This is a genomic window from Kosakonia radicincitans DSM 16656, from assembly GCF_000280495.2.
In the GTDB taxonomy this organism is placed as follows: domain Bacteria; phylum Pseudomonadota; class Gammaproteobacteria; order Enterobacterales; family Enterobacteriaceae; genus Kosakonia; species Kosakonia radicincitans.
This window is the reverse complement of the sequence record NZ_CP018016.1, coordinates 5,688,096-5,708,878: the sequence shown is the minus strand read 5'-3', so window position 1 is coordinate 5,708,878 and position 20,783 is coordinate 5,688,096. Positions and strand designations below refer to the sequence as shown.

Genomic DNA, 20,783 nt, shown 5'->3' with positions numbered 1-20,783 from the left:
AATGATGCGCATCGTTACCGCTGCCGTCATGGCCTCAACGCTGGCGTTAAGCACGGTTAGTCGTGCTGCTGATGTTGAAACAGGCGATAACTGGCACCCGACTGAGGGATTCACGCAGCGCAGTGTTCAGAGCCATATGTTCGACGGTATTAATTTAACGGAACACCAGCGTCAACAGATGCGGGATCTCATGCGACAGGCACGGCACGATCAGCCTCCTGTTAATGTTAGCGAAATGGAGACAATGCATCGCCTTGTCATCGCAGAAAAATTTGATGAAAACGCTGTGCGCGCTCAGGCAGAAAAAATGGCGCAGGAACAGGTAGCTCGTCAGGTTGAAATGGCCAGAGTGCGCAACCAGATGTACAACCTGCTCACGCCGGAGCAGCAAGCGGTTTTGAACCAGAAACATCAACAACGGATGAACCAGTTACGCAGCGTAGCGCAAATGCAGCAAAGTTCACCGGTGACCGAGTTAAGTAGCAGTAGTACCAGGTAACAAACCCTGTTTTTCCTTGCCATAGACACCATCCCTGTCTTCCCCCACATGATGTGGGGGTTTTTTTTATCAATTACTTACGCATCATTCTAAATAAAACAGCAACTTAGAAAAAGCTGTAACGGTATGGAACGGTTTCAAAACCCTCTGAGTGTGGACACAATGTGGACACTCAGAGAGATCATTTATACCGTCACTCCTCCGTTAAGAGGATTCAATGCGACAGCATTTTGCAGGTAGTCAGGAGCAAGGTGCGCATAGGCCATTGTCTGCTGAATGCTTGCATGCCCGAGAATCTGTTGCAGGGCAATAATATTTCCCCCGTTCATCATGAAATGGCTTGCGAAAGTGTGGCGCAAAATATGTGTTGCCTGATTGGGTGGAATGTCAGGTTTCACGTTGCGTAAGACCCCGCAAAATTTTTCATAATCAACTTTGAACAGCTTCCCGCTGGCTTCCTCTTTCACTTTCTTTTCAAGCTGTGCTGAGATAGGCACGGTTCGCTTTTTGCCGTTTTTAGTTTTTAAAAAGGTAACCCTGCAACTGGCTATCTGCGCCGGTTTTAGAGTGGCTACCTCTGTCCATCTTCCGCCAGTGCTAAGGCAGAGGAGAGCAACGAGCAAAGCATCTCCGGCCAATACTCCTAACAGCCTTTCAATTTCTGACTTGTCCAGAAACGTCATTTCCGGGTTAGCTTCTGCCAGTGGAGGCAAACCATGAATGGGATGTTGCCCGGCAAATTCCTCTAACTGGATCAGCTTAGTAAACATGCCCGATAGCCGGTACATGTCACGATTTATCGTTGCGGCGCTGATACCTTCCCGTAAACGCAATGAGCGGTAATCCATCAGGCATTTCTTGCTTAACCTGCTGACTGGCAGATCTCCCAGCCCATCGATAGTTTTGAGCAAATGCCCTCGCTCTTTTTTTCCGTGTTCGTGGTTCTGCCCGTGGTATTGCCACCATGCCTCTAACAGCTCGGTTAGAGTGCGTCTGTCAGTCCGTTGGGCTGCCCATTCCTTTTGGGAAGCGTTCGCAAGCGTGTAGCGCTCAAATGCGATAGCTTCAGCTTTTCTTTCAAACTTCCGGCGAATGCGACGTCCTTCGCGCCCGCGCGGCCTTATGTCCACTTCATAGCGACCATCATCGAGCTTCTTAATTGCCATAAGAAAGCCCTCCGGCGCAATTTTCACTGTCCTGAAAACAGATAGTGAAAATGTAATGTTTATAAATAGTTAGCCAGTCTGTTTCTCTGAGGGGTTCGAGGTTGCTGACTCTTGCCCATTGTGTGCGATAGCCGGTGCTATTTGACCAGCTTGCGGGGCAGTTTTGTCAGTCATTAACCATAAAGTGTATTTCTGAAACTGAGGTGTGTTTGTTACTTGTAGCAGCACCTGCAAGCCTGGTGTTTTGTATTCCCCCTCGTAGTTCTTCAATGTGCTGAGCGCTATTCCGCTAATTTCACAGAATTTTTTCTGAGTTAAACCTTCAGCCTTTCTTATGGCTTTTAGTTTTTGTCCCATAGTCATTGACATGGTTTCCCTTTGGAGACTATATTCCCTCCGAAAGGTATCCATAGGGAAACCTTTCGGGGCGTAAAAAACCAACCGCCAAAACGGCTCTAAACGGTTTTGGGAGGGTTGGATCAAGAGAGGGTAGCACAGATGGAAGCTAATGATTATGTGATCCAGTATCCGCTGGATGCGGTACATACCGAGAAATTTGCGGAGTTATTAGGCAAACCTAAAACGGCTGTTGCAGAAATGGTGAAGGCTAACAAGCTGCCGGTTATCGAGCTGCGCGATCCGAGTAAACCGAATGCTCGCGCCGGTGAAAAGTGGGTTTTCATCCCGGAGTTTAATCGCGCTGTACGTGAGGCGTTCTACAACAGGCCAGTAGAACAGCGTGACGCGTGGCTGCTTTGGATGGGGCTTTGATTATGAACGAACCACGTTGCATAGCTCAGTTATTGCGTAATGAAAGCTCAGGGGCGATAGATTCCACTATAACCCACGGCAGAGGGCGAAAGGGCATCATCATTCGCACTAAAAAAACGAGTGCTTTAAGCGCTATTTTTGCTTTCCTGAAATCGTGGAGGTTCTGGAAATGCCTGTAATGACGCTCGGTATCGTGTCCGCACAGCCTGCCGGTTTGCGCAGTCTGGTCAGCAAATATCTGGCCGCACCTCGCTGGCAGGATTCTTGTGATTTTTATAATCAGATGATGGAGCGTGAGCGCTTAACAGTCTGCTTCCACGCTCAGTTAAAACAGCGTCACGCTACGATGCGTTTTGAAGAAATGAACGATGTTGATCGTGAGCGTCTGATAACTGCTATTGATGAATTACGCTCTGCATTTTCAAAATTCCGTCAGGTCGGGATTAGCCTGGTTAAATATATTGGCCGATTAACCATTAGTCAGCGTCGCACATTGTTTATGCATGCGGGATTAACAGAGGAAGAATTTAATCAACCTTACTGGCGTATTAATGAAGATTCCTGTTATTGGCGTGATGCCTTGTTTCGCGCATTGCGTGAGCTATTTAATTTATTTGAACATGCGCCAACAATTTTAACCTCGGTAAAACCCGAGCAATATCTGCATTAAATAATTAACGGTAAATTTTAACGCACTTAATTGTGCGGGGCTTCTTTTTGTCTGGAGAAAGTCATGCATACAGTAACAGGAAAGCAGTGCGGTAAATTTTCATTAATGTTGCAGCAGGCCAGAGCCGAAGCACAGGCCGATGCGGCTACGCGCTTTTCCTCTCACCTTGACGGCTTAATCCGTCATATAGCTGGCGCTGAGTTATCGCGCGTTGAGATTGTTGAGTTACTCAGTCAGGAATCTATCAAGTTTCATAATATCGGCCTTTCTCGCGGAGAGTCTCTTTAATGTCTCTGATGCACTCCGTATTACTTAATAACTGGCTAAAGATTGCGGTTATGAAAAACGGTGAATTATCGCTTGCCGATCTTAAGCGCGATAAAAAAACCGGAGCGATGACAGAGTCAATTATCGCTATTTATTCGAGTGAATTAAACCTCCTGACGGATGTGGTCAGTTTGCTTGTGAAACGCGCCATTTTTCATAAGCAAATCACCACCGTTGATGAATTATCGAAATTAACCATCGAGCTAACTGGTTATTGCGCCAGTGAGTTTAAAAAACTGAACAGATAGAGGAACCAAATCAATGCCAGATTATATGGATCACATTCAAGAACGGCAGTCCGAGTCACTGGCTCGCCAGGTCAACGCTGCGCGGGTAAAACACTGCGGCGCTGCGGCGTTGGTTTGTGAAGAATGTGACGCTCCGATTCCTGCTGACCGCCGTGCAGCTTATCCATCTGCTACTCGCTGTGTTTACTGTCAGTCAGCACATGAGGCGAAAGCAAAACACTATCGGGGGCGCGCATGAGCATTCGTATCGATATTGGCGAGCGTTATGTCGTTACCAGTGATCGCTTTCAATTTATTTTGCAGGAAAAAAAGACCGCTGAAACAGGTAAGAATGCCGGTAATGAGTGGCTCGATGTTGTCGGCTATTACCCCAAATTAAACCAGCTCGTTTCCGGCTTGGTGCATCACGATCTCTTGACTGGTGACGCCAGCTCGTTTGAGGCACTAAGTACGCAGGTTGAGCGCCTCAGTCAGCAATGTTTAGCGGCTTTTGGTTCAAATGGGCGTTGAAGTTCGGGGGCGTTACGCCCCTACACCGCCACCACCATTCGCAAAAGGCACCACTAAAGAGTTTGCCGGTGCTTACTCATGGAACGCGCCGCGTGATGCTATTGGGCGCGATAGACCCCTTACACGTGACGAGTTGCGTCAGGTGCAAGGCGTTTTATCCAGGATTGACCGCCTGCCTTATTTTTTACGCTCCCTTTTCATATCGCGCTATGAATACATCAGGCGCAACAAAAGCCCGGTTCACGGATTCTATTTTCTCAAATCGACATTTTTACGCCGTTTATGGCCGCGCATCGAGCGAGTAAACCAGCGCAACGAGATGAACACTCAGGCGTCACTACTATTTCTGGCGGAAAGCGAAACTTATGCGCGCTTGCCGGGAATGAACGATAAGGAGCTGAAAAAATTCGCGGCGCGTATTGCCTCGCTTTTCTTCGTAATGTACGAGGAGTTAAGCGATGCATGGGCGGAGGCGCACGGTGGTAAAGAATCACTTTTTACCGATGAGGCGCAGGCGCATCTTTATGGTCATGTTGCCGGGGCAGCTCGTGCTTTCAATATCTCCCCGCTTTTTTGGAAGAAGTACCGCAAAGGTCAGATGACAATCCGCCAGGCTTTTTCCGCTGTGTCTCGGCTGATTAACGATGAATGGTGGATTAACCAACTCAAAGCGCAACGTATGCGCTGGCATGAAGCTCTTTTAATTGCTGCCGGTGAGGTTAATAAAGACCGTTCGCCGTACGCCAGCAAAAACGCAATCCGCGATGTACATACACGCCGCCTGGCTAACCTTGAATACCTCAAATCCTGTGATCTGGAAAATAAGGTGACGGGCGAGCGTATCGATCTCATTAGCAAAGTCATGGGGAGTATTTCTAACCCTGAGATACGACGCATGGAGCTGATGAATACTATTGCCGGAATTGAGCGTTACGCCGCTGGCGAAGGCGATGTCGGGATGTTTATTACATTGACCGCTCCGTCGAAATATCACCCGACGCGTCAGATCGGTAAGGGTAAAGATAAGACTGTACAGCTTAATCACGGCTGGAATGATGAGGCTTTTACCCCGAAAGATGGGCAGCGCTACCTATGCCGTATATGGAGCCTGATGCGCACTGCTTTCAAAGATAACGATTTGCAGGTTTACGGTATGCGCGTCGTCGAACCGCATCATGATGGCACGCCGCACTGGCATATGATGCTGTTTTGCAAACAAGAACAACGCAAAGAAATTACCGAAATTATGCGCCGCTACGCTCTCAAAGAGGATGGTGACGAACGTGGGGCAGAACGTAATCGCTTTCAGGCTAAACACCTGAACAAAGGAGGCGCAGCGGGCTACATCGCGAAATACATTGCTAAAAATATCGATGGTTATGCGCTTGATGGTGAGCTCGATCATGATACCGGTAAGCCGTTAAAAGACACGGCTGCCGCTGTGACAGCCTGGGCGTCTACATGGCGTATTCCTCAATTTAAACCGATTGGCCTGCCGACAATGGGCGCGTATCGCGAGCTGAGAAAATTACCTCGCGGCGTTAGCGTTGCTGATGAATTTGATGAGCGTGTCGAAGCGGTTCGCGCCGCTGCGGATAGTGGTGATTTTGATTTATATATCGCCGCACAGGGTGGGGCAAATATCCCGCGAGATAGTCAGACTGTGCGCGTAGCCCGCAACGTGACTGATGAGGTCAACGCATACGAGGAAGATATTGAACGGGTTGTAGGAATTTACGCGCCACATCTCGGCGCGCGTCATGTCCACGTCACCCGATCATCGGAATGGCGCATTGTTCCAAAGCTTTTGGCCGTTGAGCCTTTGGCTTTAAAAAGCGGCATCGCCGCGCCTCGGAGTCCTGTCAATAACTGTGGAAAGCTCACCGGCGGTGGCGATCTGGTTATGACCCCCACACCGTCTGAGCATGCCGCAGCGGTGTTAAATCTCGTCGATGCCGGGATTATTGAATGGGATGACCGGGAGGTCGTGACGGCGCTCAGAGGCGCACTAAAACACGACGTGCGGCAGCAAAATCGCCAGCAAAGAAGCAGTGAGCCATTAAAAACATATGATGTCGCCCCATCAGGCAGGCTAACAAAATCCGAACGCGCGCAAATACCACGCATCCGCTTTGACCTTGCGCAGTATGGCATCACACCGACACGCTGGGAGCTTGAGGCGTTGGCGCGTGGGGCGACTGTGGCATATGACGGGCAAAAATTCATATATCCGGTTGCTAATGAGTGGCTGGGATTTACATCAAATCCATAATTGAATAACTGATTTTTCATCAGCAAGAAAATGCTTTTTATAAAATAAATAAAATCAATTGGTTGTGTGTGATGATAGTGCTTCTGATGTATATGTTTCGACAGGTTTAATACTTCTCTATGCGTCGACCATACAAACGCCCACCATCACTGAAGTTTGCTGTCGGTGCTGAAGACCTTATCTCTTGGGGATAGTTTCTGTCTTTCAACTAAAGGAGACCAGCCGTAACGGCGAGCCATTGATCAATAATTTAGTTTTGTCTATATTAGAAAATTCTTAATTTTTTTGAGGTTATCATGGATTTCGACCCGTCTTCTCATCCAATTTTAAACTGGGCATTTGGTGGTGTGGGTGTTACTTTTATTGGGTGGCTTGGTAGTGTGTTGTGGAAGAAATTATTTTCCAGTAACGCTGCTCCTGTTGTGCCACCTACGCCAAACAATCAGAATGAACAACATGTCAGCCTGAATATCTATAATGGCTCTACAGATACTCCGAAAAAGGATGAGGCGATGCCAGGTGATAAACTGACCTTAGAATATAAAAAAAGTAACACAAAAATACTTTTTATCGATGATGAAGTAAAATTTAAGGTTGTGAAGATCCTACAAAAAGCGGGTTGGATTCATACAAAATTAATTAAAGATGCTGATAGTATTGACCAGATTGAGATCAGAGAGGCAAAGATAATCTTTGTTGATATACAGGGTGTGGGACTTGAGATTACACCGAACGAAGAGGGACTTGGTTTGGCCTTGGCCTTAAAAACAAAATACCCTGAAAAGAAAATAGTGATTTATTCAGCAGAGCAAACTGGCGATAGATTTCATAAGGCACTTAGGGAGGTAGATGACTTTTTGCCCAAGGATGCAGATCCTTACCAATTCCAGACAATTGTTGAAAGTTTTGCTTAATGGAGGGTGCAATGTCTTTTTATTACAAGCTGGAATTGGCTGATGGGAGTTTATTAAGCAGCAATATAGACGAAGAACTTCTAGATGCTTTCAATTCTTTTGCCGCGGATTCTGTAAAATTTTCATACAAAAAAGTTAACTATAGAGGTGTGAGAATAAAAAGCCAGCATGGCGTAGTTACATTAATTTCGGCGAACGAGGCAATAGTCAAAAGTTCAAGGGTTGCACGAGCTAAAGCGGAAGTATTGCTTGATGGCATAATTTCATTGCAGGATGTGTATCGTAAAGCTAAAGAAGAGGCTAAGCAACATGTGAATCGGTTGATTCACAACCTAGTTACTCTTAATGGACATATTATCCAGGAAGTTTATTCAATTATCCCACAGGAAGTTATGCAGGACAAACGGCCTGGTTGGAGAAAGAGAATCATGGAGCAAGTTGCCGATGACCCATATGATGCCTCTGTATCATTAGTAAATATTGCAAAGAACACTCTTAAAATGAAAGCTGAAATAGATGTGTATAATGCTCTTCTTAGCGAACATCCGAAAATTGCATTGAGGAATCACAGTATACATAGAGTGCTGATGAATGTTGTATACGTATTCTTCCCTGAGTTTACGGATAAAGGAATTCGGGTCGAGGTATCTGAATCTAATGATACAGTACATATTGATTATGAAACTTTTCAGGTTGCAATTTACCACCTTATAGAGAATTCTGTTAAATATATTAAACCTGATTCAAAGCTAAATATTACATTCAATAAGAAAACCGATACTAAGAAGCTTTCAATTGCTTTTAAAATGATAAGCCTGGCTATTAGTCCTGATGAAGTTGAAAAGATTTTTATTGAAGGTTATTCTGGGGTTATGGCTAAGATGAGTAATCGGGCTGGCAGTGGAATAGGAATGCATAGAGCGAGAACTTTGTTAGGGCACAATAATGCCCGCTTAAGTGTTATCGCAAGACATGATACTGCTCAAGAAATTATGCTGGGCAGAGTATATCAAGAGAATGAGTTTGTTATTGATTTCTTATAGCCTTGCATCTGGATAATTGGTCGACTTGTTAGTATTTGGTGTTTTTTCTTTGAGAGCAAAAAACGATCTATCATTCGGATTTATATGCTTTGGCATGAATCATAATTAATATAGCCATAGCATGGGGATACCCTCGCGTTGCGGATGAAGACATTACTAACATCCTGGTGAATTAATCAACAGGGAGCAGGTCACTGTCATTGTATTAATGGCTATAAAAATAAACAGGCGATAGCCCTTTTATAGGGCTATCAGTACCAGCGATTATATTTAATGTAAAAATAAGAAACAATAACAAACCATAAAAAAGTAAGTATCCCTGAATAGTCTGGAATAAATTGAATAAACAAAAATGCCCCCGCAAGAATAAGTGCGATGGGCACTAGGTGTGAGTGGGCTCCCCACAGAAATAATAGTAATTTCTTCATCTTTTCAACATTTCATATAAAGCGTCACCAATAATTTCCTCATTATTTCCGCCTGATTCTACTTGATATATCACTTTAGACATTTGAGGCTCTATAAGAAAGTATAGCATTTCTAGCTTTTCACGATAAAGTATTTGGTAGTATGCGGCATCCTGAAATTTCAGTTTGTTTGCTGCTAGTGCGGCTATCTGAGCTTTAGCATAGAATGCCGTCACTTTCACAAACCAAGTGGACATTTCATTTACTTTTTTAACATATGATTCCTGAAAATCAGCGCTACTTACAATCAATTTAGCGATTGTCAGTGAAATAGCCAGTTTGCTCGAACGGTTAGCTGCTTCGTATGCTTTCTCTCCGATTTTTTGCTTTATATAAGACACCAGCGTATTGCTTTTCTCATCTCCGAGACGCTTAAAGGTTTTTTGGAAATAGAGTTGAACCATATCAAGAACGACATCATTTCTTTTGTATATTTCCAACAAAGACAAATACAAACGCTTATCTTCACTCCATTGCTCATGGCACGTGCTTCCGTAGTATTCGTCAGGCACTAAGCAGGAGCCATAGTTAATAAGCCGCTGACTGCCAAGTTTAACGTTTTGGACGGTCTCGATATGACTGGTATAGATCTCCCTTAACGCTTTAGTTAAAGCAATCGCCATCCTTCTATCTGACTGCGCTTTCAATTTTAGATAGTTTTCTGCCATTTCCATTTGCCTTGCTGTAACATTAATGTTTAATGATTGATCATGGTCGCTCACAGGGGCAAGGTTGAGAATGAAAAAAAGTCGAAAAATCCTTATTTATGTTATAGCGGCAATTATTTCTTTTCTAATAATTCCCGAGATAATCTTAAGGAAGGTTCCGAATGACGTGCTTGCCAGACTTAGCGATTTTACAAGTTTGGGTGGTTTATTCAGTCCATTCGTCTCGGCGATGATTTTCATTGGTCTGTCATCCATCTTTATCGGAATTATTGGCGTGTATGTCGCTGGTAAAGTTTATTGTGCTTTAACTCAGGTTAAGCATGATTGAAACAGTCAGTTGATAATCGATCCCCCTGCACGGACGAGGCAAGGAAGGTTATGAAAAAACATGGGAAAACGGCAATTAGTATTTTTGTCGTGATTATTTTCTTTCTAACTATTCCGGAAATAGTGATACGTGTACTGACGCCTGAGCAGTTCGCACGGCTGAGCGATTTCACAAGCCTCGGGGGGCTCTTTAGTCATATTTTTTCGGTGCTGATTTTTCTTGGTTTGACGTCTGCATTGCTCGGTGTGCTTACCATTTTCTTAACAACAAAAATTTACCGGCGCTTATCCCGATCCCGCAGTTAATCAAGACCTAATAATCTCGCTTCCACTTCATTCCATACCCTCGCATGCATCAGGCGCATTACTTTGCACGCGGAATGTGATTTTTTTGATCCTTTCCGATGCCAGTGCTGGCAAGGATCCGTTGACCCGATGCAATTGCATTAAAACCGACCCATGAAGCGGGCAGGCGAGGCGGGGAAAGCACTGCGCGCTGAGGCCGGTAATTTATTTATTTTCCAGCGACTGAGTGCGCCCCTGCCGCGCGCAGGGCGCGAGGGCGTGTGACGGGGAAGCGAGGCGGCAGCGTGTCGTGTGGGGGCTCTGGCGGGCTCTGGCGAGGGGCATGAAAAAGCCGCCCTGCGGCGGCTGTGGTGGGTTACGCGTCGTCGGTGTCGAGACTGTATTTCTGGAACCGGATAATCTCCTCTCCCGCCCATTCGTTGAGCTCAAGGAAACGGGTTTGCAGCGGCATCAGCTCGTTACGCACAAACACTTTTGCCACCTTCTCAACGTCGCCGATCGAGCCCGCATTCTCCGGTTTGCCGCCCATCAACTGGAACGGAATGCGGTGCGCATCCAGCAGGTCGCCCGCGCTGACTTTCTTGATATTGAAAAAATCGTCTTTGGTGGCAACCTCACTCAGCGGCACAATTTTAATGCCGTCGGCTTTTCCGTTCGGCGCGTAGAAAAACAGGTTTTTAAAGTTGCCGAGCCCTTTCGAGTCCCGCATCGCCTTTCGCAGCGCCTCAACATCGGTGCTGCTTTGTGCCGCATCGGTCACATACATGATGTAACCCGCGTGCGCGCCGTTCTGGTAATACTTGCGGCGAAACAGCGTCGCCGACTCATTCAGCCAGGCCGAATTAAGCGCGCTCAGGTATTCCGGCATCCCGTAAAGCTCCTGGTTGATGTCGGGCTCCAGCAGGTGGAATACCGAGCCGGGCGCAAACTGATGCGGCTTCGTGTAGTTCTGAATATACCAGTAGGTATCCTCCTCCACGCCGCGCCGGGTGTATTTGGCCGGTGAGGTTTCATATTTAACCGGCTTGTCGGTGTAGCTGCGGCGCTGCTCAATAAAGGCGTTGCCGAACACCATATAATCGAGCGCAAAGCGGCTGAAATCCTGCCGGGATAACAGCGGGTGCGGGATGTAGGTCGATACCAGAATATTACGTTTGACGTAAACCGGCGAGCTGTGGTGAACGGCGGCGCGCATGCTTTTCGCCAGCCCGGAAAAACTCACCGGCGGCTCGTACCACTGGCCGTTATGGACACATTCGACATAATCGAGAATGTCGCGCTTATCCAGTACCGGCACCGGCTCGCCGAAGGTAAATGCTTCCATACTCTGCGCGGGTGCGGCGGTATGCTGGCGCGGTGTCGGGGTACGCTGGCGCCTGTTGCGTTTTGCCATTAATAAAACTCCAGAATTGAGGATGAGGACTGGCCGCTCGCGGCGGTCAGCGGTTCGTTAATCAGTACGTGCATGGTGGCCCAGGCGAGATCCGCGTGGCTGGCTTCTTCGGTGCGGCTGGCCTCATAGGTGGCGCTGCGCCCGCTGCTGGTCATGGTTTTGCGGATGGACATAAACGACTGTGTGATGTCGGTTGCGCTCACGTCGTATTCGAGGCAACCGCGCGTGATGGTGTCTTTGGCTTTCAGCACCATTGCGGTTTTCATTTCCGGGGTGTAGCGAATGTCACGCGCTGCCGGGTAGAAGGAGCGCACAAGCTGAAACACGCCCTGACCGAGCCCGGTCGCATCAATCCCGATGTATTCCACGTTGTATTTTTGCGTGAGCTCGCGGATAGACTCGGCCTGTGTCGCAAAATCCATTCCTTTCCACTGATGGCGCTCCAGAATGCGGAATTTACCCCCGGCAACCAGCGGCGGCGCGATCACCACGCAACCGGCACTGTCACCACGGTGCGACGGGTCGTAACCAATCCACACCACGCGATGACCAAATGGCCGGTCGGCGAACGGCGCGTAATCCTCCCACTCCTCCATGCTGTCAACCATGCAGCGCTGCAGCTCCTCGAACGGGAACACCGACGCCTTGTCATCGACAAACTCACACATAAACAGGTTGCGGAAGTCATCTGCGCTGTTCTCCTGGCGCAGTGCATCCAGGTCAAACAGGGTACAGCCCCCGGCGAGCGCGTCCTCAATGGTGACAATCTGCCGCCACTGCCCGTCTGCGCAGGCCACGCCGCGCGCTAATGCCGCATGGCTGATATCAATATCAACCCGTTCGCTGGCGCTGGCGCGCCCCCGGTTAAACAGCTCGCCTGACCAGAACGGATATGCGCCATGCCCCAGCGAGGAGGGCGTCGAAAAATAGGTCGTGCGCAGGTGTTTTTGCGAGGCCATGCCCGACGCCACTTTGCGCAGCCGCTGGAAGTTGGGTATCCAGAAAATTTCATCGACATACAGGTCGCCGTTGTGGCTCTGCGCGGTGTTGGAGTTGGTGCCGAGAAACAGCAATTCCGCGCCGTTGTTGCCGATGACAATCGGATCGCCGGTAAGGTCAACATCTACCAGCCTGGCAAACGCGATGATGTATTTACGGAACACATGCGCCTGCGTTTTTGAGGCGGATAAAAATATCTGGTTATGGCCGGTTTTCAGGGCGCGTAACAGCGCCTCGCGGGCGAAATAAAACGTCGCGCCAATCTGGCGGGATTTGAGAATGTGCCGGATGCGGTGTTCAAGCCCCGCTTTATGCCAGCCGAGCTGATAGGCGAAAGACTGGTCAAAGAAAATCTCCTCCAGTTTTTCGACCGCCTCCTCGCTGAAAAAATTCTTTTTCGGCTTTTTGCGATCGCCTTTGTTGCGGTTCGCCACGTTCGGATTGAGATCGGCCTCGTTGCCGGTCTGCCCGTAGCGGTTAATACGCGCGAAGCGCTCCATCTGACGCGCCAGAAAGTCAGCGACCTTGAAGTCGTGCGCGGTCAGCTCCGGTTTGGCGTAAAGCTGGATTAACCGTGCTTCTAAGGTATTTCCCACCCGGTCTAACGGGGCGGTCTCGTCCCATCCGTCGCGCTGTTTCCAGCTCTGCACCGTCGGGCGTCTGGTCTGCAACATCTCCGCGATTTGTGGCACGGAAAAGCCCTGCCAGTACAACAGCGCCGCCTGTCGTCGCGGGTCATTTAAGAGTGTGGTGTCGGTGGTGATGGTCATGCATGCCTCGCCGTGATGGATACAGGGCAAGGCTACTTAAGCGCGGTCAGCGATTCGCTAAGGTACTGATGTGCAGGGGGCAAGCCATCCGTGACTGATGGCGAACCAGCGGACGAGCCGGGAAACTAGCCCCTGAAATCAACGTGACTCCTTCACACACAATCAGGACTGCTGACGATGGCAAAAAAAGTCTCAAAATTCTTTCGTATCGGCGTCGAGGGCGACACCTGCGACGGGCGCATTATCAGTGCGGCTGATATTCAGGAAATGGCCGATTCATTCGACCCGCGTGTTTACGGCTGCCGCATCAACCTTGAACACCTGCGCGGCCTGCTGCCTGACGGCGCTTTCGCCCGTTACGGGGATGTGGTGGAGCTGAAAGCGGAGAAAATCGAAGACGATTCCGCACTTAACGGCAAGCTGGCACTGTTCGGCAAAATTGCCCCACTCGACACGCTGGTCGATATGGTGGCGAAAGGCCAGAAAGTTTATACCTCAATGGAAATTCAGCCGAATTTCGCCAACAGCGGCAAATGCTATCTGGTTGGCCTCGCCGTCACTGATGACCCGGCGAGCCTCGGCACCGAATATCTGGAATTCTGCCGCACCGCAAAACACAACCCGCTCCAGCGCTTCAAGGCCAGCCCGGAAAATCTGTTCTCTGTTGCCACCCTGGCCGAGCTGGAATTTGAGGACGCGCCCGAAACCCTGCTGAACAAGCTGACCGACTCGGTGAAAGCCATTTTCAGCCGCCGCCAGTCTTCCGACGACGCCCGTTTTAATGACGTGCACGAAGCCGTGACCACCATTGCTGAACGTGTCCAGACCAGCCACGACAGCGCCGAAACGCGTTTCGCCTCGCTGGAAACTGAGCTCGCCACGCTCAGGCAAAACGTGACCGCTGAGGCTGCCCGCACCTCGGAGCAATTCAGCGCGATCACCGCCACTCTGGACAAAACGCCGGGTAACACGCAGCCGCGCCGGAAACTGAGCACCGGCGGTGACGGTGCCACCGCTGCGCTGACCGACTGCTAAGCGAACTCCCTTTTTCATCACAGGACAAACAACACAATGCGTAAAGAAACCCGCTTTAAATTTAATGCCTGGCTGACCCGCCTTGCGGAGCTGAACGGCGTCGGCGTGGAAGACCTGAGCAAGAAATTCAGCGTTGAGCCGTCGGTAACGCAAACGCTGTTTGACAAGATTCAGCAATCCTCTTCGTTCCTGCAAAAAATCAACATGGTGGTGGTTGGCGAGCTGACCGAGGAGAAAATCGGCATCGACGTCAACGGCACCATTGCCAGCACTGCCGACACCGCGAACGGCGTGGAGCGCAAGACAGCCGATTTTTCGAAAATGGACGCTTACCGCTATTTCTGTCAGCCGGTGAACTTCGATTTTCACATGAAGTACAACAAGCTTGATTTGTGGGCGCGTTTTCAGGACTTCCAGACCCGCATCCGCGACGCGATCGTCAAGCGCCAGGCGCTGGACTACATCACCATTGGCTTTAACGGCGTAAGCCGTGCGGCAACCTCAGACCGCCAGAGAAACCCGCTGTTACAGGATGTTGCCGTCGGCTGGTTGCAGAAGTACCGCAACGACGCGCCGGAGCGCGTCATGAATAAGGTCGTTGACGACACCGGCGCGGTTATTTCCACGACCATCAAAGTTGGTAAAAAAGGGCATTACAAAAACCTCGACGCGCTGGTAATGGATGCGCATGAGACGCTGATTGCCGAAATCCACCGCGAAAACCCGGAAATGGTGGTCGTGTGCGGGCGTCGCATCCTGACCGACAAATATTTCCCGATGATCAACAAATTCCAGCCGAACACCGAGCAACTGGCCGGGGAGCTGATTATCAGCCAGAAAACCATCGGCCAGTTACAGGCAGTGCGCGCGCCGTTCTTCCCGGCCAACAGCATTCTGATCACCACGCTGGATAACCTCTCGGTTTATCTCTACGAGGACGGTCACCGCCGCCACATCATCGAGAATCCGAAGCTCGACCAGGTGGAAAACTACGAGCAGGTGAAAGTTGACTTTGTGATTGAAGACTACGAAGCCGGATGCCTGATTGAAAACATCGAGATCCTTGAACCGGAAGAAGAGGAAACCCCGGAAGGAACCAGCGCCACCGTGTTTGCAGCGGCAATCGTAGACGCCATGAAAACCATGATGGCTGATAACGCCGCCCCTGCTGGCGGGTCGGAAACCTCCAACCCTGGCGAAGGAGCGTAACCGATGGCGAGCCCCGCACAGCGTCACGCGATGCGGGTCTCGGCCATGCTGGCCGCGCAGCGGGATAACGCCCCGCTGCGCCATGCCACCGCTTATGAGCAGATGCTCGTTAAGCTGGCCGCAGACCGCCGGACGCTGAAAGACATCCACTCGAAAGAGCGTAAAGCCGACAAAAAGCGCGAGCTGCTGCCGTTTTATCTGCCGTGGGTGACGGGCGTGCTGGAGAACGGCACCGGCGCGCAGGATGCCATTTTAATGACGGTCATGCTGTGGCGTCTCGATGCCGGTGATATTCCCGGCGCGCTGGAAATTGCCCGCTATGCCCTGCGCTACAACCTGTCGATGCCGGAGAACCATGCGCGCACCGTGCCTTACATGCTGGCCGAAGAGGTGGCACTTGCTGCCCTGCGCGCCCGCGATGCCGGTGAGCCGGTCAGTGCTGCAATCCTTCTCGACGTCATCAGCATGACCGCTAAAGCCGACATGCCCGACGAGGTACGCGCCCGGCTGCATAAGGTCGCTGGCCTGACGCTGCGCGATGCCGGTCAGCCTGCTGACGCCATGACGCATCTCCAGCGCGCGATCCTGCTCGACCGTAACGCGGGGGTACGCAAGGACATTGAGCGCCTTACCCGCGAACTGAATCCGAAGCCTGTTGTCGCGAAGCCTGCGCCAAAGACACCCGCGAAAACCTCACAACAGAAAAAAACAGCCACACCGGCGAAACGCGGGCGGGGTCGCCCCCGTAAAGCTGCCGGTTAACCGAATGCGCCCCGCGCCAGGGCGGCACGCCGGTCAATGAGGGTGGTTCACCTTATCTGCGACCGGCGTCCACCGCCCACCCTTTTCAGAGGCAGTCATGACGACACTGATTATTGAAAAAAATAACGAACAACCGGAGCGCCGCACAGTGGTTATCCCGCCGCCTGTCAGTGACGAGCCGGTGATCAAAAACACCTTTTTCTTTCCTGATATCGAGCCGAAGCGCGTGCGCGAGCTGATGCGCCTTGAGCAGACCATCGCCCCGGTGCGGCTGCGTCATGCCATCAAGGCCGGGATAGCCGAAACCAACGCGGAGCTTTTCGACTGGCGCGAAAGCCAGATGAAAGCCGGTTTTGCGCGCCTCGCTGATGTGCCGGCGGATGACATCGACGGCGAGAGCATGCGTATTTTTCACTATCTGAGCGCGGTGTGTGCGATGACAGCCGCCACGCTTTATGAGCGCTATCGCGGGGTGGATGCCAGCGCGAAAGGCGACAAAAAAGCGGACAGCATCGACACCACGATTGATGACCTGTGGCGCGACATGCGCTGGTCGGTCGCCCGTATTCAGGACAAACCGCGCTGCATCGTGGGGCAAATCTGATGAAGGTTTATGCGCATCAGGGCGACACGCTGGATGTGATTTGTAACCGCTATTACGGGCGCACTGAGGGCGTGGTCGAAACGGTGCTCGCCGCTAATCCGGGGCTGGCCGAACTCGGCGCGGTGCTGCCCTATGGCACGGCGATTGAGCTGCCGGACACTGACACCGCACCCGCTGCCGAAACGGTGAATTTATGGGACTGAGCATGGAGAAAATCACCTCGTCGCTGGCCTACTGGATTAGCGTCGCGCTGACCTTTTTCGGGGCGATGACGCCGCAGGATTTCGCCGCGTACTTTGGTGCGCTGGGCGTGGTGCTGACGGTCGGCGTTAACTGGTATTACCGGCGCAAAAGCTACGCCCTCCTGGCACTCCAGCTTGAGCAGAGCCGTCTTTCCGGGGAGGCAATGAGCAATGTCATCAATCGTTAAACGTTGCAGTGTGGCCGCCGTGCTGGCGCTGGCGGCACTGGTGCCTGATTTTCGTTTACTCCATACCTCGCAACAGGGTCTCGCCCTGCTGGCAGACCTTGAGGGGTGCCGTCTGCGCCCCTACCAGTGCAGCGCGGGGGTATGGACATCAGGCATCGGCCACACTGCCGGGGTCGCGCCGAAACGCGACATCACCGAACGGGAGGCGGCGCAAAATCTGATTTCCGACGTGCTGACGGTTGAGCGTCGTCTTGCGGTCTGCGCGCCGGTTGCGATGCCGCACGCCGTTTACGATGCCGTGGTCAGTTTCGCCTTTAACGTTGGCACCGGTGCGGCCTGTCAATCGACGCTGGTCTATTTCCTGAACCAGAAAAAGTGGCAACAGGCCTGTGATCAACTGCCTCGCTGGGTCTACATCAACGGAATCAAAAATAAAGGGCTGGAGAACCGCCGCGCGCGGGAGCTGGCATATTGCATGAAAGGGGTAACTCAATGAAAAAGCACCTGATTCCACTGATTTTCGATGTCCTTCTGGCGCTTCTGGTGCTAAGGGGACTGACCTGCCCGCAAAGTGTTGCCGTTAATTTTGTCGCGGTGTGGGCAATTTTTTATTGTCTGCTCTGTATCGCTGTCAGCCTCGCCGGTGCTGCCGTGTATGACGACTGGTTACAGGGACAGGAAAAGGCGATCCCCCTGAGCGATAAGAAAATGGAAATTTTCCGCACTGTCTTTTGCCGAAAGCATTCACCACTGCGACATTGCTGGTCGCTGGTAATTATTGCAGGCGCGTTTTCCTGTCTGGTTGCGGCTGGCTGGGTGTTTACGGCGCTGATTTATGTAATTTGCGTGCTGGTATTACGGGGTGTGCGTTCCTCTTACCGTCAGCGCATTGAGGAGGCGGGTTTGTGTCCAGACTCATTGTGATGCTGCTTGCCGGTGCGCTGGCGCTGGCCGGGCTGCTGTGGCTGCGCCATGAAAACGGCAATCTTACCCGGTCGCTGGAAAAGGCGAACCGAGTCGCAGGCGAGCAAAAGCTGACGATCGGCATGCTGAAAAACCAGCTCATTGTTGCCCGCGACCAGGCGGATAAAAACGAACGGGCGCAGGTGGATTTGCGTCAGAAGCTGAACGCCGCCGGTGAGCGGGAAGCCCGGCGGGAACAAACCATAACGAGGTTACTCAATGAAAATGACGCCTTTCGCCGCTGGTACAGCGCTGATCTGCCTGATGCTGTGCGCCGGTTGCACAAGCGCGCCGCCTGCGCCAGCGCCGGTGACTGTTTACAACGGTTGCCCGAAAGTCAGCCTTTGCCCGATGCCGGGCAGCGATCCGCACACCAACGGTGATTTGAGTGCCGATATCCGCAACCTTGAGCGCGCGTTAGAAAGCTGTGCGCTCCAGGTGGAAACCGTCAAACAATGCCAGGATGATTTAGATGCTGAAGCCCGAAAGCCTGAGAAAAGCCCTGGCTGATGCCGTGCCGGTGCTGAAAACCAACCCTGAGATGCTGCGGCTGTTTGTGGACAGCGGCAATCTTGTCGCCACGCTCGCCGCCTCGCTGTCATTCGAAAAGCGTTACACGCTCAATGTGGTGGTGACGGACTTTACCGACGACGCGGATTTGTTGCTTGTGCCGGTGCTGGCGTGGCTGCGTGAGAACCAGCCCGATATTATGGAAACCGCTACAGGCCAGGCGAAAGGCTTCACCTTCGAGGCCGATCTGAACAATGACAGCAGTTTTGATATCAGTATCAGCCTTGCCCTGACCGAGCGGACGCTGGTTAACGAGGTCGGCTCAGCGCTTCACGTCCGGCGCATCCCGGAACCGCCCCCGCCGGAGCCGGTCGCGCGCCCGGTGGAGTTGTACATCAATGGCGAACTGGTGAGCAAATGGGATGACTGAATTTAAACCGTTTGAGAGTGAGCTTGCCGGGCTGCTGGCGGCGCTGTCCCCCGCTGGCCGTCGGCGTCTTACGGTCGATATTGCGAAGAAGCTGCGCCAGCGTCAGCAACAGCGAATCAGGACTCAAAAAGCCCCGGACGGCTCGCCGTATGCAAAGCGAAAGCCCCAGCCGCTGCGCGCAAAGAAAGGCCGGATTAAGCGGGAAATGTTCGCAAAACTGCGTACTAACCGCTATATGAAAGCCAGCGGCGATGACAGCGCGGCTGTGGTGGAGTTTACCGGCAAAGTGCAGCGCATCGCGCGTGTGCATCAACTCGGACTCAAAGACCGGCCAGCACGCAACCGGGAGCCAGTACAGTATTCGGCGCGTCCGTTGTTGGGCTTTTCTTCTGACGATACGCAATTTATTGAAAGTCTTGTCATCGACCATCTCACCGATTTATAGCTGTGCCATTTCTGACATAACCGCCCCACATTGTCGCCGGATAAACCCGGCGGCATCATTTCTTTATGAATACACTCGCAAATTTAAATGACCTCGCGCGCACGCTGCGCAACATGATTCGCACCGGTGTCATTGTCGAAACTGACTTAGACGCGGGGCGCTGCCGCGTGCAGACCGGCGGCAACATCACCGACTGGCTCCAGTGGCTGACGCAGCGCGCCGGGCGTTCGCGCGCATGGTGGGCTCCCTCCATCGGTGAGCAGGTGTTAATTCTGGCCGTGGGTGGCGAGCTCGATACCGCCTTTGTGCTGCCCGGTATTTTCTCCGATGACCATCCTGCGCCGTCGGCCTCGGCTGATGCCCTGCATATTGCTTTCCCGGATGGCGCGGTCATCGAATACGAACCGGCGACCAGCGCGCTGACCGTCAGCGGCATCAAAACCGCCGACGTTACCGCATCGGAATCCCTTACCGCCACCGTGCCGGTGGTTGTGGTCAAAGCCTCTTCGCGCATCACACTCGACACGCCGGAGGTGGTCTGCACCAGTAAGCTCATCACCGGCTCGCTGGAAGTGCAGAAAGGCGGCACCATGCGCGGCGATATCGAGCACAGCGGCGGCGCGTTGTCGTCCAACGGCAAAGTACTGCACACCCATCAGCACCCTGGCGACAGCGGCGGCACAACAGGAGCACCCCTGTGACAGTGAACTATATTGGCATGAGCCGTGTAAATGGCCGCGCGCTTACCGATTCACAGCACGTCAGTCAGAGCATGGGCGATATTCTGCGAACGCCGGTCGGCTCCCGCGTGATGCGCCGGGAATATGGCTCGTTGCTCTCCACGCTGATTGACCAGCCGCAGACACCGGCGCTCACGCTGCAAATCCGCGTGGCCTGTTATATGGCGCTGCTGAAGTGGGAGCCGCGCATCACGCTGAGTGAAATCACCACGGAGCAAAGCGAAGGCCGGATGACCGTCAATGTGACCGGCCAGCTCGTCAGCACCGGTGAAACCCTTTCATTAACCATTCCTGTGAGTTGAACC

At 51.7% G+C, this 20,783-nt stretch carries 30 protein-coding genes; 25 read left to right on the top strand and 5 right to left on the bottom strand.

Features of this window, described 5'->3' with window-relative positions; translation table 11 throughout:
- Positions 1-4 precede the first annotated feature (4 nt).
- A complete protein-coding gene (cpxP, locus tag Y71_RS27465; protein WP_007369291.1) occupies positions 5-499 on the top strand; it encodes a cell-envelope stress modulator CpxP in 495 nt (164 codons plus the stop codon).
- 185 nt (positions 500-684) lie between these two features.
- Here cpxP and Y71_RS27460 read toward each other — a convergent pair whose 3' ends face one another.
- Together Y71_RS27460 and Y71_RS27455 are read right to left on the bottom strand one after the other, a co-directional pair.
- Entirely contained in the window at positions 685-1,665 is a 981-nt protein-coding gene (locus tag Y71_RS27460) for a phage integrase (protein ID WP_007369290.1), read from the bottom strand.
- A 69-nt stretch (positions 1,666-1,734) separates the two neighbouring features.
- Positions 1,735-2,028 (bottom strand): helix-turn-helix domain-containing protein, encoded by a 294-nt coding sequence (locus tag Y71_RS27455; RefSeq protein ID WP_035942304.1) that lies wholly within the window; start codon positions 2,026-2,028, stop codon positions 1,735-1,737.
- Between the two features lie 135 nt (positions 2,029-2,163).
- On the opposite strand from Y71_RS27455, the gene Y71_RS27450 reads away from it, so the two are divergent.
- The 9 genes from Y71_RS27450 (at position 2,164) to Y71_RS27410 (ending at position 8,420) form a co-directional block, all read left to right on the top strand.
- Positions 2,164-2,436 (top strand): Cox family DNA-binding protein, encoded by a 273-nt coding sequence (locus Y71_RS27450; RefSeq protein WP_007369289.1) that lies wholly within the window; start codon positions 2,164-2,166, stop codon positions 2,434-2,436.
- Positions 2,437-2,605: 169 nt separating this feature from the next.
- Complete coding sequence (gene repB / locus Y71_RS27445) at positions 2,606-3,106, top strand: phage replication protein B (RefSeq protein WP_007369288.1); 501 nt, start codon at positions 2,606-2,608, stop codon at positions 3,104-3,106.
- A 63-nt stretch (positions 3,107-3,169) separates the two neighbouring features.
- The gene (locus tag Y71_RS27440; RefSeq protein WP_007369287.1) at positions 3,170-3,394 is read left to right on the top strand and encodes a DUF2732 family protein; all 225 of its coding nucleotides are present in this window, start codon (positions 3,170-3,172) and stop codon (positions 3,392-3,394) included.
- Positions 3,394-3,681 carry a DUF5405 family protein gene (locus Y71_RS27435; RefSeq protein WP_035941957.1) on the top strand — a complete coding sequence of 96 codons (288 nt, stop codon included), beginning with the start codon at positions 3,394-3,396 and terminating at the stop codon, positions 3,679-3,681. Before Y71_RS27440 ends, Y71_RS27435 begins: the two co-directional genes overlap by 1 nt.
- A gap of 13 nt (positions 3,682-3,694) precedes the next feature.
- Entirely contained in the window at positions 3,695-3,919 is a 225-nt protein-coding gene (locus Y71_RS27430) for a TraR/DksA C4-type zinc finger protein (protein WP_035941954.1), read from the top strand.
- Entirely contained in the window at positions 3,916-4,191 is a 276-nt protein-coding gene (locus tag Y71_RS27425; protein WP_007369285.1) for a DUF5405 family protein, read from the top strand. The genes Y71_RS27430 and Y71_RS27425 overlap by 4 nt, the downstream gene beginning before the upstream one ends.
- Positions 4,181-6,463, top strand: coding sequence for a replication endonuclease (locus tag Y71_RS27420; protein ID WP_035941951.1), 2,283 nt, complete (start codon positions 4,181-4,183; stop codon positions 6,461-6,463). The genes Y71_RS27425 and Y71_RS27420 overlap by 11 nt, the downstream gene beginning before the upstream one ends.
- A gap of 296 nt (positions 6,464-6,759) precedes the next feature.
- Entirely contained in the window at positions 6,760-7,377 is a 618-nt protein-coding gene (locus tag Y71_RS27415; RefSeq protein WP_007369283.1) for a DNA-binding transcriptional response regulator, read from the top strand.
- Positions 7,378-7,388: 11 nt separating this feature from the next.
- A complete protein-coding gene (locus Y71_RS27410) occupies positions 7,389-8,420 on the top strand; it encodes a histidine kinase (RefSeq protein WP_007369282.1) in 1,032 nt (343 codons plus the stop codon).
- Between the two features lie 424 nt (positions 8,421-8,844).
- Here the strand turns inward: Y71_RS27410 and Y71_RS27405 are convergent, their stop codons facing one another.
- Positions 8,845-9,561 carry a hypothetical protein gene (locus Y71_RS27405; RefSeq protein WP_007369281.1) on the bottom strand — a complete coding sequence of 239 codons (717 nt, stop codon included), beginning with the start codon at positions 9,559-9,561 and terminating at the stop codon, positions 8,845-8,847.
- Positions 9,562-9,933: 372 nt separating this feature from the next.
- Between Y71_RS27405 and Y71_RS27400 the strand changes: the two genes are divergently transcribed.
- A complete protein-coding gene (locus Y71_RS27400) occupies positions 9,934-10,188 on the top strand; it encodes a hypothetical protein (RefSeq protein WP_007369279.1) in 255 nt (84 codons plus the stop codon).
- A gap of 355 nt (positions 10,189-10,543) precedes the next feature.
- Here Y71_RS27400 and Y71_RS27395 read toward each other — a convergent pair whose 3' ends face one another.
- Both Y71_RS27395 and Y71_RS27390 read right to left on the bottom strand, forming a co-directional pair.
- Positions 10,544-11,581, bottom strand: a complete 1,038-nt coding sequence (locus Y71_RS27395) for a phage portal protein (RefSeq protein ID WP_007369277.1) — start codon at positions 11,579-11,581, stop codon at positions 10,544-10,546.
- On the bottom strand, positions 11,581-13,350 hold the full coding sequence (locus Y71_RS27390) for a terminase ATPase subunit family protein (protein ID WP_007369276.1): 1,770 nt from the start codon (positions 13,348-13,350) through the stop codon (positions 11,581-11,583). Before Y71_RS27390 ends, Y71_RS27395 begins: the two co-directional genes overlap by 1 nt.
- A 177-nt stretch (positions 13,351-13,527) precedes the next feature.
- Here Y71_RS27390 and Y71_RS27385 point away from each other — a divergent pair, with 177 nt between their 5' ends.
- From Y71_RS27385 to Y71_RS27320, 14 genes are all read left to right on the top strand, one after another.
- Positions 13,528-14,385, top strand: a complete 858-nt coding sequence (locus tag Y71_RS27385) for a GPO family capsid scaffolding protein (RefSeq protein ID WP_007369275.1) — start codon at positions 13,528-13,530, stop codon at positions 14,383-14,385.
- Positions 14,386-14,421: 36 nt separating this feature from the next.
- Positions 14,422-15,594, top strand: a complete 1,173-nt coding sequence (locus Y71_RS27380; protein WP_007369274.1) for a phage major capsid protein, P2 family — start codon at positions 14,422-14,424, stop codon at positions 15,592-15,594.
- A 3-nt stretch (positions 15,595-15,597) separates the two neighbouring features.
- Positions 15,598-16,356, top strand: coding sequence for a phage terminase small subunit (locus Y71_RS27375; protein WP_007369273.1), 759 nt, complete (start codon positions 15,598-15,600; stop codon positions 16,354-16,356).
- 97 nt (positions 16,357-16,453) lie between these two features.
- Complete coding sequence (locus tag Y71_RS27370; RefSeq protein ID WP_007369272.1) at positions 16,454-16,960, top strand: head completion/stabilization protein; 507 nt, start codon at positions 16,454-16,456, stop codon at positions 16,958-16,960.
- Positions 16,960-17,163 carry a tail protein X gene (locus Y71_RS27365; protein ID WP_007369271.1) on the top strand — a complete coding sequence of 68 codons (204 nt, stop codon included), beginning with the start codon at positions 16,960-16,962 and terminating at the stop codon, positions 17,161-17,163. Before Y71_RS27370 ends, Y71_RS27365 begins: the two co-directional genes overlap by 1 nt.
- Entirely contained in the window at positions 17,154-17,390 is a 237-nt protein-coding gene (locus Y71_RS27360) for an HP1 family phage holin (RefSeq protein ID WP_007369270.1), read from the top strand. Before Y71_RS27365 ends, Y71_RS27360 begins: the two co-directional genes overlap by 10 nt.
- Positions 17,374-17,886, top strand: coding sequence for a lysozyme (locus Y71_RS27355; protein ID WP_007369269.1), 513 nt, complete (start codon positions 17,374-17,376; stop codon positions 17,884-17,886). Before Y71_RS27360 ends, Y71_RS27355 begins: the two co-directional genes overlap by 17 nt.
- Positions 17,883-18,314, top strand: a complete 432-nt coding sequence (locus Y71_RS27350) for a DNZ54_00345 family protein (protein ID WP_007369268.1) — start codon at positions 17,883-17,885, stop codon at positions 18,312-18,314. Before Y71_RS27355 ends, Y71_RS27350 begins: the two co-directional genes overlap by 4 nt.
- A complete protein-coding gene (gene lysB / locus Y71_RS27345; protein WP_035941946.1) occupies positions 18,314-18,736 on the top strand; it encodes an Rz-like lysis system protein LysB in 423 nt (140 codons plus the stop codon). The genes Y71_RS27350 and lysB overlap by 1 nt, the downstream gene beginning before the upstream one ends.
- Complete coding sequence (lysC, locus tag Y71_RS30860; RefSeq protein ID WP_236946448.1) at positions 18,618-18,863, top strand: Rz1-like lysis system protein LysC; 246 nt, start codon at positions 18,618-18,620, stop codon at positions 18,861-18,863. Before lysB ends, lysC begins: the two co-directional genes overlap by 119 nt.
- Positions 18,826-19,293, top strand: coding sequence for a phage tail protein (locus tag Y71_RS27335; protein ID WP_007369265.1), 468 nt, complete (start codon positions 18,826-18,828; stop codon positions 19,291-19,293). The genes lysC and Y71_RS27335 overlap by 38 nt, the downstream gene beginning before the upstream one ends.
- Positions 19,286-19,738, top strand: a complete 453-nt coding sequence (locus Y71_RS27330) for a phage virion morphogenesis protein (RefSeq protein ID WP_007369264.1) — start codon at positions 19,286-19,288, stop codon at positions 19,736-19,738. Before Y71_RS27335 ends, Y71_RS27330 begins: the two co-directional genes overlap by 8 nt.
- Positions 19,739-19,803: 65 nt before the next feature.
- Positions 19,804-20,439, top strand: a complete 636-nt coding sequence (locus Y71_RS27325) for a phage baseplate assembly protein V (protein WP_007369263.1) — start codon at positions 19,804-19,806, stop codon at positions 20,437-20,439.
- Complete coding sequence (locus tag Y71_RS27320; RefSeq protein WP_007369262.1) at positions 20,436-20,780, top strand: GPW/gp25 family protein; 345 nt, start codon at positions 20,436-20,438, stop codon at positions 20,778-20,780. The genes Y71_RS27325 and Y71_RS27320 overlap by 4 nt, the downstream gene beginning before the upstream one ends.
- Positions 20,781-20,783 lie beyond the last annotated feature (3 nt).